This is a genomic window from Roseateles sp. FW305-36 (genome assembly GCF_058787015.1).
In genome coordinates this window covers 168384-180861 of the sequence record NZ_JBYSZK010000014.1, presented here as the reverse complement: position 1 = coordinate 180861, position 12478 = coordinate 168384, and the positions used below count along the sequence as shown (strand labels likewise).

Below are 12478 nucleotides of genomic sequence, written 5' to 3'. Positions count from 1 at the left end.
TCCGCATCACGGCATTGACCTCAAGCCGCCCATGTCACGTCTCTCGCTATCTCGAAAGAACGTGTTGACTCTTCACACCTAGACGGCCGTGATCGGCCTGTCCACGCCCCAGCGGCGGTAGAGCTCGGCGGCCGAGCCGGTGCGCAGCCACTGCTCGAAGGCCTGGTCGTAGCGCCGCGCGATGTCGTCGCCCGAGGCGCTGCGCGCAAAGGCCATGTGACCGTGCAGCACGTCCAGCGGCGGCGAGCAGCGCGCCACGGCGTCGCTCAGGTTCAGCTTCTGCAGTACCGGCTGGCAGTTGCGGTCATTGGCCGCGAACAGCTCGACGCGATGCTTGGTCAGCATCTGCAGGCCGGCCTCGACGTTCTGCACCCAGGTCAGCTGGTTCATGGCCGTCTTCATGCGCTCGAAGCGGCTGCCATAGGCCCAGCCGCGCACCGCCGCCACGGGGGTCTGGACCAGCTCGGCCACCTCGCCCGTCCAGCGGCCTTCCTCGCCGCGGCGGGCGTACCAGACCATGGCGTCGGAGTAGAAGGAGCGCACGCTGAACAGCATGCGCGCCTCGCGTTCCGGCGTGCGGTAGGGACCGATGAGGATGTCGGCCTCGCCCTGTTCGATCATCAACTGGGCGCGCGACCATGGCACCCACTCGCAGCGCACGTTGTCGCCGAACAGCATGGCCAGCAGTTCCACCGCCAGGCCCTTGGGCGCCTGGCCTTCGGCGCCTTCGAAGATGCGTGCGAACTGCGAGCCCACGGCGCGCAGCGGCGTGGCGTGGGCCGGGCTTGCCAGTCCCAGGCCCGCCATCCAACCCAGCCCCGTCTTGCACCACACGCGTCGTGTCGACATGGCTCACCCCTGCGCCGGAGATGGCGTCGATGATGCGCCGGCCGCGGGACCGGATCAAGGAATGTCGATTTCGTGCAGGCCGTAGCCCACACCCTTGCGGCGGTCGTCGAAGAAGCAGCGCAGGGTCTCCCGCGTCGTCTTGAAGGCGATGTCGTCCCAGGGGATCTCGTTCTCGGCGAAAAGGCGGGCCTCCAGCGACTCCGGCCCCGGGTTGAATACAGGGGAGCGCAGCCGCGCCCGGTAGAAGACGTGGATCTGGCCGACGCGCACGACGTTCAGCACGGTGTAGAGCGGCCCCATCTCGATGTCGGCGCCGGCTTCCTCGCGCGTCTCGCGCCAGGCGCCCTCGGCGAGGGTCTCGTTCAGCTCCATGAAGCCGGCCGGCAGCGTCCACAGGCCGTGGCGCGGCTCGATGGCGCGGCGGCACAGCAGCACGCGCCCGTCCTCTTCCCAGACCGGCAGGGTGCCCACCACGTTCAACGGGTTCTGGTAGTGGATGGCGCCGCAGCCCGGGCAGACCGCACGTTCGCGGTTGTCGTCGGCGGGGATGCGGTACTCCACGGCGGTGCCGCAGTTGGGGCAGTGACGGAGCGGGGCGGGAAAGGGCATCGGCCCAGTTTATAGAGGGGCAGAATTCCAGATCATGAAGCTCTACAACTACTTTCGTTCCTCGGCCTCCTGGCGCGTGCGCATCGGGCTGGCGCTGAAGGGCCTGGACTACGACTACGCGGCCATCCATCTGGCCAAGAACGAGCAGTTCGCCGAGCCCTTTGCCAACCAGCAGGTCTCCCACCTCGTGCCCGCCCTGGTGCTGGACGACGGCCGCTGGCTGAGCCAGTCCATGGCCATCCTCGAATACCTGGACGAGACCCACCCGGAGCCGCCGCTGTTGCCCAGCACTGCGCTCGAGCGGGCGCAGGTGAGGGCGCTGGCCCAGGACATAGGCTGCGACATCCACCCCATCAACAACCTGCGGGTGCTGCGCTATCTGAAGAACGACCTCGGCCAGGAGCAGCAGACGGTGGACCGCTGGTATCGCCATTGGGTGGCCACGGGCCTGGCCATCGTCGAGCAGCGGCTGGCGCAGACGGCCGGGCAGTTCTGCTTCGGCGATACGCCGGGCCTGGCCGACTGCCTGCTGGTGCCTCAGATCTACAACGCCGAGCGCTTCGAATGCCCGCTGGAGGCCTACCCGACGGTGATGCGCGTCAACACGGCCTGCCTGGCCCTGCCGGCCTTTGCCAACACCCACCCGAGCGTCTGCCCCGATGCCGCTTGATCCTTCAAACTGGCTGCGGCCCCTTCATTCCGAGTTGGGGCCGGGCGTGACGGCCTTCATGACGACGCGCGGCCCGAACTTTGGAAGGAAGGCGGGTGACCCCGAGGTCGCCAAGGCCAATCGCGAGGGTCTCGCCGAACTGCTTGGCGCGCGGCCCGTCTTTCTGGATCAAGTCCATGGCGCCGACGTCGTGCGCCTGAATGCGGACTGGCATGACGACAACGCGCCCAAGGCCGATGCGGCCGTGTCGACCGACCCTGAGCTGGCCGTGGCCATCCTGGTCGCCGATTGCCTGCCCGTGCTGTTCACGGCGCCGGGCGGCGTGGCCGGCGCGCATGCGGGCTGGCGCGGCCTGGCCGCCGGCGTGCTGGAGAACACGGTCAAGGAATTGTGTGAAGCCGCAAGCTGCGAGCCGCGCGACGTGAAGGCCTGGCTGGGCGCCTGCATCGGCCCCGAGGCCTTCGAGGTCGGTCCCGAGGTGGTGGCCGCTTTCGGCCGCGAGCCCATCGAACGCGATCAGGCGGGTTTCCTGTACCGACCCAATCCCGAGCCTCGCTGGCGCGCCGACTTGGCCCTGCTGGCTCGCGAACGCTTGACCTCGATCAATGTCACCCGAATCAGCGGCGGCTCCTGGTGCACGCTGACCGATGATTCACGCTTCTTCTCGTTCCGGGGCGAGGCCCTCGGCCGGCCCCGGGGCCGCATGGCCGCCTGTATCAGCCTCGGCCGCTAGTTCGGCCGCACGCCGCCGCCGCTTGCGGCCCGGCGTGCCGAGGATGTACATCAACAGGCCGAGAGGCAAGACGCCATACAGCATCAACGTGATGAAAGCGCCGAAGAGCGTGCCCTGGGGGCTCAGCGCTTCGGCCGCGGCCATCATCAGCGCCACATAGGCCCAGGCAATCGCAACGAGATACATGTGTCATTGGCACGTCAGCACGTGCGGTTAAAAAGCTGGGTCCGCGAGATGTGGCAAGCTTATTGCAACGGATCGAGACAACACCGCTGACGCGGGAGCTCCGAGGAACACATGGCCACACGCAAGAAGAACGACGCGCCGCCCGCGATGGAAGGGCCGGCCGCCTTCGCGGACCTGATGCAGCAGATGGCGCATCTGCCGCAGATCTCGCCCACGGTCCTGGCCGAACTCCAGGCCGATTATCTGAAGCAGGCCACCGCGCTCTGGAACGCCTCGCTGGGGCAGGGCGAGGCTCCGGCGATCAGCGACCGGCGCTTCGCGGCGCCCGAATGGCGGGCCAACCCGGCCTCCAGCTTCATGACCCAGCTCTATCTGCTCAACAGCCGCATGCTGGGCAAGATGGCCGAGCAGGTCGAAGCCGACGACAAGACCAAGGCGCGCATCCGCTTCACGGTGCAGCAGTTCGTCGACGCGGCCTCGCCGAGCAACTTCCTGGCGCTCAATCCTGAAGCACAGAAGCTGGCGCTCGATAGCAAGGGCGAGACGCTGTCGCGCGGCCTGCAGCATCTGTGGGACGACGTGCAGCGCGGCCATGTGTCGCAGACGGACGAGAGCGCCTTCGAGGTCGGCAAGAACGTCGCCACCACGGCGGGCAGCGTCGTGTTCGAGAACGATCTGTTCCAGCTCATCGAGTACGCGCCGCTGACGACCGAGGTGCATGCGCGGCCCTTCCTGATGGTGCCGCCCTGCATCAACAAGTTCTACATCCTCGACCTGCAGCCGGACAACTCGCTGATCCGCTATGCCGTCTCCGAGGGCCATCGCGTCTTCGTCGTCAGCTGGCGCAACCCGGACGAATCGGTCAAGGCCCTGACCTGGGACGACTACATCGAGCAGGGCGGCATCCAGGCCATCCGTGTCGTGCAGGAGATCTCGGGCCAGGACAAGATCAACGCCCTGGGCTTCTGCGTCGGCGGCACCATCCTGGCCACCGCCCTGGGCGTGCTGGCCGCGCGCGGCGAGCAACCGGCCGCCAGCGTCACGCTGCTGACCACGTTGCTGGACTTCGCCGACAACGGCATCCTGGACATCTTCGTCGACGAGGCCAGCGTCCGGCTGCGCGAGGCCACGCTGGGCCCTGACTCGCCCAAGGGGCCGCAACTGCTGCACGGCCAGGAGCTGGCCACCACCTTCAGCTTCCTGCGCCCCAACGACCTGGTGTGGAACTATGTCGTCGGCAACTACCTGAAGGGCGAGCAGCCGCCCGCCTTCGACCTGCTGTACTGGAACGGCGACTCGACCAACCTGCCGGGGCCGATGTACTGCTGGTATCTGCGCCACACCTATCTGCAGAACGAGTTGAAGCAGCCGGGCAAGCTGACGGTCTGCGGCGAGAAGCTGGACCTCGGCGCCATTCAAGCGCCGGTCTACATCTACGGCTCGCGCGAGGACCACATCGTGCCTTGGCAGGCCGCCTACCGCAGCACCCAGATCCTGAAGGGCAAGAAGCGCTTCGTCATGGGCGCCTCGGGTCATATCGCGGGCGTCATCAACCCGCCGGCCAAGGGCAAGCGCAGCCATTGGATCGCCAAGGGAGCGGCCCTGCCGGCCGATTCCGACGCCTGGTTCAAGAGCGCGACCGAGCATCCGGGCAGTTGGTGGCCGGACTGGTCGGCCTGGCTGGCCTCGCATGCCGGCGCCAAGAAGCCTGCGCCCAAGGCGCCGGGCAACCGCAAGTTCAAGGCGATCGAGCCCGCGCCCGGTCGGTATGTGAAGGCCAAGGCCTGATCGTTTTTTAGGAGACTTCCATGAGCAAAGAAGACATCGTCATCGTCGCGGCGGCCCGCACCGCCATCGGCAAGTTCGGCGGCACGCTGGCCAAGACGCCCGCGAGCGAGCTGGGCGCGGCCGTCATCCAGGATCTGCTGCGCCGCACGGGCCTGGCCGGTGACCAGATCAACGAGGTCATCCTCGGCCAGGTGCTGACGGCCGGCGTCGGCCAGAACCCGGCCCGCCAGGCCGTCATCAAGTCCGGCCTGCCCCAGGCCGTGCCGGCCATGACCATCAACAAGGTCTGCGGCTCTGGCCTCAAGGCCGTGATGCTGGCGGCGCAGGCCATCCGCGATGGCGACAGCGACATCGTCATCGCCGGCGGCCAGGAGAGCATGAGCCTCAGCCCCCACGTGCTGCCGGGCTCGCGCGACGGCCAGCGCATGGGCGACTGGAAGATGATCGACACCATGATTGTCGACGGCCTGTGGGACGTGTACAACCAGTACCACATGGGCATCACCGCCGAGAACGTCGCCAAGAAGTACGGCGTCACCCGCGAGCAGCAGGATGCGTTGGCGCTGGGCAGCCAGCAGAAGGCCGCCGCGGCGCAAGACGCCGGCCGCTTCAAGGACGAGATCGTGCCGTTCAGCATCGCCCAGAAGAAGGGCGACCCTATCGTCTTCTCGGCCGATGAATTCATCAACCGCAAGTCCAACGCCGAAGCCCTGGCCGGCCTGCGCCCCGCCTTCGACAAGGCCGGCAGCGTGACCGCCGGCAATGCCTCGGGCCTGAACGACGGCGCCGCCGGCGTGGTCGTCATGACCGCCTCCAAGGCGGCAGCCCTGGGCCTGACGCCGCTGGCCCGCATCGCCTCCTACGCCTCGGCCGGCCTCGATCCCGCCTATATGGGCATGGGCCCGGTGCCCGCGGCTAGGAAGGCCCTGGAGCGCGCCGGCTGGAAGCCCGCCGACCTCGACCTGCTCGAAATCAACGAGGCCTTCGCGGCCCAGGCCTGTGCCGTGCACAACGAGATGGGCTGGGACCTCAGCAAGGTCAACGTCAACGGTGGCGCCATCGCCCTGGGCCACCCCATCGGTGCCAGCGGCTGCCGCGTGCTCGTCACGCTGCTGCACGAGATGGTCAAGCGCGACGCCAAGAAGGGCATCGCCTCGCTGTGCATCGGCGGCGGCATGGGTGTCGCCCTGACCGTCGAACGCTGATACTCACCCCACCACAACAGGAGACATCCATGAGCCAAAAAGTTGCCTACGTCACCGGCGGCATGGGCGGTATCGGCACCGCCATCTGCCAGAAGCTGAGCAAGGCGGGCTTCAAGGTCATCGCCGGTTGCGGCCCCAGCCGCGACTACCAGAAGTGGCTGGATGAGCAGAAGGCCCAGGGCTACAGCTTCTACGCCTCGGTCGGCAATGTGGCCGACTGGGATTCGACGGTGGAGGCCTTCCAGAAGGCCATCGGCGAACACGGCGCCATCGACGTGCTGGTCAACAACGCCGGCATCACCAAGGACCGCATGTTCCTGAAGATGACGCCCGAGGACTGGAAGGCCGTCATCGACACCAACCTGAACTCCATGTTCAACGTGACCAAGCAGGTCGTGCCGGGCATGGTGGAAAAGGGCTGGGGCCGCATCATCCAGATCTCGTCGGTCAACGGTGAGAAGGGCCAGGCCGGCCAGACCAACTACTCGGCTGCCAAGGCCGGCATGCACGGCTTCACCATGGCCCTGGCCCAGGAGCTGGCCGCCAAGGGCGTGACGGTCAACACCGTCAGCCCGGGCTATATCGGCACCGACATGGTCAAGGCCATCAAGCCCGAGATCCTGGAGAAGATCGTCGCGACCATCCCCGTCAAGCGCCTGGGTACGCCCGAGGAGATCGGCTCCGTGGTGACCTGGCTGGCCGGCGAGGACAGCGGCTTCACGACCGGCGCTGACTTCTCCTGCAACGGTGGTTTGCACATGGGCTGAGGGTTTGCGCCCCAACAAAGCCGGCTGCCAGCCGGCTTTTTCTTTGTCCGCACCGCTCTGGGGCGTGATGGCAACGATTTCACGCTAGGCCGCCGAACGACGTGCGGCTGTGAAGTTGTCACCTGAAACAGGGACTCGGCCTGACTACATTTCGGCATCTGCGCCCCCTCGAGCTGGCGCATTAGCAACCGGAACGAGTCGGATGAACCTTGTCTTTCTGCCTGCCGTGCGACTGATGCGCCGCCTGCCCATGGCGCACAAGTTCTTCATCGTCTGCCTGTGCTTTGCGATCCCACTGGTCTATCTGCTGGTGTCGCTGGCGGGCGACCGCTCGGATGCGCGCGACTTCTCGGCCAAGGAGCTGGTCGGCGTCGTCCAGGTGCGTGAAGTGAGCGCGCTGCTGAACGCGGCGATGGTGTTGCGGGGCACCTCCATCGGCCTGAGCGCGAAGTCGCCCGGCGCCGAAGCCAGGCGCGACGAAGCGCTGGCCGGCTTCAATGCCCGGGCCGATGCCTTGCAGAAGCTCATCGGCGCGGAACAGGACCTGCTCAAGCTCGCTGCCGGCCTGAGTACCGCTCGCGACAAGGCCAAGGCCCTGGTGGCCCTGGGCGCCGGCGAGCCCGAGGCCGTCATCGTCGCCAGCTTTGCGCTGACCGATGCCGTGCAGTCCATGGTCGAGCAGGCTTCCTCCGAGTCCAACCTGGCGCTGGACCCCGACGCCGACACCTACTACCTGATGCTCAGCGTCACCGATGCGCTGCCTCATTTGCGGGATGCCGTGGGCCGCATGCGCGCTCTCGGCGCTGCTGCCGCCCAGATGGGCACGCCGCCCTATGGCATCGTGCAGCGCCTGCACCAGGCCGACACGCTGACCGAGGAATACCTGACCCGCCTGACCGCTGCGCTGAACCGCGTGGCGGCCGCCAACCCCGATGCTGTCAAGGGCTTGGACGTGCAGCTGCCGGATCGCGTCCGCAAGGACTTCCGCGAGAAGTTCGCCCAGAGCTTCGTGCTGGGCGAGGCGCCCAAGGTCGAGGCCGCCGAATGGTTTGCCCTCGGCACGGCGCAGATCGCCGCGACCGACAAGCTGGAGCGGGCCGCGGAGGCCAAGCTGGCCGAGCTCGTCGAGGTCCGCGTCAAGCGCCTGGCGCGCGAGCTGTGGACGGCCATGGTGCTGGCCATCGCCTTCGTCGTCATCGCCATCTACGCACTGGTGAGCTATTACCTGGCCTCGCGCAGCACCTGTGCCGCCCTGGGCCGCCGCATCGAAGCGCTGGGCGCGGGTGACCTGAGCGAAACCGCCGCCCTGCACGGCCGCGACGAGGTCGTGGTGGCTGCCAACGCCATGCGCGAAGCCGTGAAGCGGCTGAGCGGCCTCGTGCACGAGGTGCGCGCCGGCGCCGAGCACATCTCCAGTTCGGCCACGCAGATTTCGGGGGCCAACCAGGACCTGTCGGCGCGCGGCAATGCCATGGCCTCGGTCGTCGAGCAGACCAGCGCCAGCACCGGCGTTCTGGAGCAGACGGTCGACCACAACATGAGCAGTGCCCGCGAAGCCCATGACCTGGTGCAGGGTGCGGCCGACCTGGCCGGCCGGGGTGGCGAGATCGTGCAGCGTGCGGTGAGCTCCATGGAGGAGATCACCGCCAGTTCGCGCAAGATCGGCGACATCATCCAGGTCATCGATTCCATCGCCTTCCAGACGAACATCCTGGCGCTCAACGCAGCCGTCGAGGCGGCGCGCGCGGGCGAGCAGGGCCGCGGCTTCGCGGTCGTCGCCGGCGAGGTGCGATCCCTCGCCCAGCGCTCGGCCGAGGCCGCGCGCGAGATCAAGACGCTGATCAACACTTCCATCGAGACCGTCCACCAGGGCGAGGCCTATGTGGCCCAGGCGGGCGGCTCCATGAGCGAGATCGTGCAGGCCATCCACCGCGTTGCCGCCATCGTCGGCGACATCAGCAGCCAGTCGTCCTCGCAGGCCGACCAGATCCGCCAGCTGGCCGCAGCCATCCGCGAAGTCGACTCGACGACGCAGCAGAACGCCGCGCTGGTCGAAGAGACGGCCGCGTCGGCCTCGATGCTGGAGGATCGCGCCGGCCAGCTGCGCGATGCGGCGGCGCGCTTTCGCATCATGAGCGGTGCTACTCAGAGCTGAGGAGGTTTGCGGCGGCGCCAGTTGGCCGGCGCGGGGCTGACCACTAACTTGGACTGGACGCGGCGGCGACCGCGTTCCAACAACCAGGCTCAAGGAGGTCCCCATGTCGCGCTATCTCGTCACGCTGTTGCTCGCCGCGGCCTGCTGCTGCGTCCAGCCCGAGGCCCAGGCCCAGGTCAACTTGCCGACCGTCGGCGTCAGCGGCTCGCGCTCAGCCGCCGCGCCGCGTGTGGATGTGTCGCGGGCCTGCCCTGGCTACGCCGAGCAGTTGCGCGCCCGCCTGAGCCTGCCCGAGGTCGACCAGGCCAGCGAGATGCTGGTGGTGTTCGAGCTCGAGCAGGGTTCGGTGTCGCGCGTCGGTTTCCAGGGAGCGCCTTTCGATTTCCGCCGCGGCATCCGCAGCGCGGTGTACCGCCTCGACTGCGCTCACGACGGTGAAGCCAATCAGCGCTTCGTCTTCCTGCTCCGCCATGAGCCCCACGCCGTCGGCGGCACCCAGGCCGTCGCGCTGAGCGCCGAATCGCCGCTGCGCGTGGCGCTCATGGACTGAGGCAGCGCCGCGACTCAGGGCTGGGCCGACAGCTTCCAGCCCTGCTGGGCGCTGCCGTCGCAATCGGCGATCTGCAGGGCCGCGCCGTTGACGGTGGAGCCACCGGCCACCGTCAGGCAGCGGTTGCTGGCCTGGCCGACGAACTGGTAGTAGCCATCGTTGCGCAGCACCGGCCGCCATTGCTGGTTGGCACCGCCGCCGTAGGCCCACAGCTGGGTCGGCGAGCCATTGGCCGAGGCGTTGTTGGCGACGTCCCAGACTTCCGAACTCGCGCCGCGGTTGGCCACCTTGCGGACGTCGCCGTTGGCGCTCTGGAACTGCCAGCCCTGGTTGGTCTGGTTGCTGCCGCAAGCCCACTGCTGCAGCAGCGTGCCATTGGCCGTGCCCCAGCCGGCGGCATCGACGCACAGGCCGCTCTTGACGTTGATGACGTTGAACCAGCCGCCGGTGGATACGCCGCGCGGGCCGTTGACGCCGCCGCCGTCCACGCCCAGCGAGGGGTTCTTGGCGAAGGCCTTGGCCGTCGTCCATTGCGCCCACTTGGCGGCGATGCTGGCTTGCGAGTCGGTCGAGACATTGGGCGTCTCCGGCCAGTAGGTCGGGTTGTAGAAGCCCCAGCTGTCGTTGCCCAGGCCGTGGGTGGCCTTGTAGGACCACATCGTCCAGCTCAGGCCGGCGTTGTTGTAGGCGTTGACCGTGTACTGCCAGGTGGCCGAGCCATTGCCGAAGTCGTTGAACTCGCCGATGAAGCCGGGCACGTTCCAGCCGGCGTGGTTGTTGAAGTCGTTGACCTGCTTGTCGGTGCCGGCGCGCACGCCCGCATCGCTCATGTTGCCGTACTGGTACTCGTGCATCTGGTAGACCACATTGGTCCAGTTGTGCGAGGCGGGCGAGGGCAGCATGTCCCAGTTCCAGCTCGAGAAGGTGCCCTCGAGGTAGACGATGTGGTCGGGGTCGGCCGAGCGCACCGTGCTGTAGAGACTGTCGTAGGCTGAGATGACGACGGCGTTGTTCGGCGCGCCGGTGGGCTCGTTGAGCAGGTCATAGCCCGCCACCGTCGGGTTGCCCTTGTAGTGGTTGGCGATCTGCCACCACATATAGCCGGTGTTGCCCTGGTTGTTGCCATTGCCCCAGTAGGCATTGGCGTTGGCCTGGCCGGTGGTGTCGGAGGTGGACTGGCTGCCCACGGCGCCGTGCATGACGATGACGACGTACAGGCCGCGCTGGGCGCAGGCGTTCACCAGCCAGTCCAGCATCTCGAAGGCGTCAGAACGCCAGCCGGCATTGGAGACGTTGTCCAGCGGATAGAACTGGCCCCACCAGACCGGCACGCGCACGGTGTTGAAGCCGGCGGCCTTGATGTTGTCGAGGTCGGCGATGGTGACCCAGTTCTGCTGGTAGCCCTTGATGAGCGCCTGCTGGGCGGTGACGCCGAAGCGGTTGTTCAGCGTGCGCATCACGCTGTAGGTGTCGGGGAGCGAGCCGCTGTCCAGCGGCGTCATCCATTTCTCCATGACGAACCAGCCGCCCAGGTTGACGCCGCGCTGCGGCACGACATTGCCGGCGGCGTCGACCACATTGCGGCCGCTGGCCCGCAGCATTGGGAGGGCGGCTTGCGCCGTAGCGGTGAGGCCGGCAAGCGCGCCGATCAGGAGCCCTCGTGTCAAGGGCGAGCGGAAATGGTTCTTCATGGTTCGGTGTCTCCGTTGTTTGCGTGTTCACGCTTGTGTGCGGCGACCCGATGGCCCTGCAGATCAAGGCCTGACCTCGAATCGCCGGCGGCATTGGAACCGGTTCCAAAATCGAGGTCGACTAGGGTTTACGCAGGAGCTCGATGAGGTTCTAGGGATGCGGCTTGGGCCTTCTGCATCGCCAGCAGATAGTTCACGCCCATCCAGTTGCCCAGCTTGAAAGTCCTCGTGATCGGGTGGTAGCGAAGGCCTTTTTCTTCACGAAGGACCAGACCGGTGGCGGTGGCCATCGCCTTCAGTTCGGCAGGCCGAATGAGCTTGGCGAAATCATGCGTGCCGCGGGGCAGGATCTTCAGAACGCGCTCGGCGCCAAAGATGGCGATCAACCAGCTGAGAGGCGATCGGTTGATCGTCGAGAAGAACACCCAGCCGCCGGGTTTCAGCAGCGCCGAGCAGGCGGCGACGACCTGGGCGGGATCGGGCACGTGTTCGAGCATCTCCATGCAGGTCACCACGTCGAAGGCAGCCGGCGTTTCGGCCGCGAGGTCCTCGGCAGCGATATGGCGATAGGCCACCGAAGCCTGGCTTTGGGCCGCATGCAGCGCTGCCACCTTCAGCCCCTTGTCGGCCAGATCGATGCCCAGCACGGTGGCGCCACGATATGCCATCGCTTCGGCCAGGATGCCGCCCCCGCAGCCGACGTCCAGCGCCTGTTTGCCGGCCAGGCCCGCCAGTTCATCTATCCATTCGAGCCGGTGCGGGTTGAGCGCATGCAGGGGCCAGAACTCGGAATGCGGGTCCCACCAGCGCGAAGCCAGCGCCTGGAACTTGTCGAGCTCGGCCGCGTCGAAGTTGGTGCGGGTGGTCATCTTGTTTTCCTTGCTTGAGTCGATCACCAGCGCCCCCGGCGGCGGTTCCAGCGGTAGAGCTGGCGCGCGAAGGCGTTGTAGGCCCAGGCGGCGAGGGAGCGCAGGCCGGGCAGACGCAGCGGCCCAAGCAGCCAGCCCCAGCGGCGCTGCAGAGACCAGGTCGTGAGCAGGGCAGGCGCACCGATCTGCAGCCGGCCTGCGGCGTCGACGAGGTGCAGCCGTTCGCGGACGTCTTCCAGGTCGAGCCCCAGCGCGTCGAGGCGTTCGGGGTTGCGGCGCACGTCCACCCATTCGACTTCGCCCTCGGCAATGCGTGTGCGCATGACGCACACGCCGGCGTCGCAGACGGGGCAGGCGCTGTTGTAGTAGACGGTGTGCGGTCGTGTTGGCGTGTCGGACATGGCAG

General features: G+C 67.4%; 12 protein-coding genes. 7 read left to right on the top strand and 5 right to left on the bottom strand.

Annotated elements, in window-relative coordinates; translation table 11 throughout:
- Window positions 1–78 precede the first annotated feature (78 nt).
- Entirely contained in the window at window positions 79–849 is a 771-nt protein-coding gene (locus tag AC3WOE_RS23340) for a substrate-binding periplasmic protein (RefSeq protein WP_492693779.1), read from the bottom strand.
- A 54-nt stretch (window positions 850–903) separates the two neighbouring features.
- A complete protein-coding gene (locus tag AC3WOE_RS23335) occupies window positions 904–1458 on the bottom strand; it encodes an NUDIX hydrolase (RefSeq protein ID WP_492693778.1) in 555 nt (184 codons plus the stop codon).
- A 34-nt stretch (window positions 1459–1492) separates the two neighbouring features.
- On the opposite strand from AC3WOE_RS23335, the gene maiA reads away from it, so the two are divergent.
- The 7 genes from maiA to AC3WOE_RS23300 all read left to right on the top strand — a co-directional run bounded on the left by maiA (window position 1493) and on the right by AC3WOE_RS23300 (window position 9512).
- Entirely contained in the window at window positions 1493–2128 is a 636-nt protein-coding gene (maiA, locus tag AC3WOE_RS23330; protein ID WP_492693777.1) for a maleylacetoacetate isomerase, read from the top strand.
- Window positions 2129–2174: 46 nt separating this feature from the next.
- Entirely contained in the window at window positions 2175–2861 is a 687-nt protein-coding gene (pgeF, locus tag AC3WOE_RS23325) for a peptidoglycan editing factor PgeF (RefSeq protein ID WP_492693776.1), read from the top strand.
- Window positions 2862–3158: 297 nt separating this feature from the next.
- Window positions 3159–4835, top strand: a complete 1677-nt coding sequence (gene phaC / locus AC3WOE_RS23320; RefSeq protein ID WP_492693775.1) for a class I poly(R)-hydroxyalkanoic acid synthase — start codon at window positions 3159–3161, stop codon at window positions 4833–4835.
- A 20-nt stretch (window positions 4836–4855) separates the two neighbouring features.
- Entirely contained in the window at window positions 4856–6040 is a 1185-nt protein-coding gene (locus AC3WOE_RS23315) for an acetyl-CoA C-acetyltransferase (protein ID WP_492693774.1), read from the top strand.
- A gap of 29 nt (window positions 6041–6069) precedes the next feature.
- Window positions 6070–6807 carry an acetoacetyl-CoA reductase gene (phbB, locus tag AC3WOE_RS23310; protein ID WP_492693773.1) on the top strand — a complete coding sequence of 246 codons (738 nt, stop codon included), beginning with the start codon at window positions 6070–6072 and terminating at the stop codon, window positions 6805–6807.
- 202 nt (window positions 6808–7009) lie between these two features.
- A complete protein-coding gene (locus AC3WOE_RS23305; RefSeq protein WP_492693772.1) occupies window positions 7010–8962 on the top strand; it encodes a methyl-accepting chemotaxis protein in 1953 nt (650 codons plus the stop codon).
- Window positions 8963–9065: 103 nt separating this feature from the next.
- Complete coding sequence (locus AC3WOE_RS23300; RefSeq protein WP_492693771.1) at window positions 9066–9512, top strand: hypothetical protein; 447 nt, start codon at window positions 9066–9068, stop codon at window positions 9510–9512.
- Between the two features lie 14 nt (window positions 9513–9526).
- Here the strand turns inward: AC3WOE_RS23300 and AC3WOE_RS23295 are convergent, their stop codons facing one another.
- From AC3WOE_RS23295 to AC3WOE_RS23285, 3 genes are all read right to left on the bottom strand, one after another.
- On the bottom strand, window positions 9527–11203 hold the full coding sequence (locus tag AC3WOE_RS23295; protein ID WP_492693770.1) for a cellulase family glycosylhydrolase: 1677 nt from the start codon (window positions 11201–11203) through the stop codon (window positions 9527–9529).
- A 128-nt stretch (window positions 11204–11331) separates the two neighbouring features.
- Window positions 11332–12072 (bottom strand): bifunctional 2-polyprenyl-6-hydroxyphenol methylase/3-demethylubiquinol 3-O-methyltransferase UbiG, encoded by a 741-nt coding sequence (gene ubiG, locus AC3WOE_RS23290; RefSeq protein ID WP_492693769.1) that lies wholly within the window; start codon window positions 12070–12072, stop codon window positions 11332–11334.
- A 23-nt stretch (window positions 12073–12095) separates the two neighbouring features.
- Window positions 12096–12473 carry a thiol-disulfide oxidoreductase DCC family protein gene (locus AC3WOE_RS23285; RefSeq protein WP_492693768.1) on the bottom strand — a complete coding sequence of 126 codons (378 nt, stop codon included), beginning with the start codon at window positions 12471–12473 and terminating at the stop codon, window positions 12096–12098.
- Between the last annotated feature and the right edge of the window lie 5 nt (window positions 12474–12478).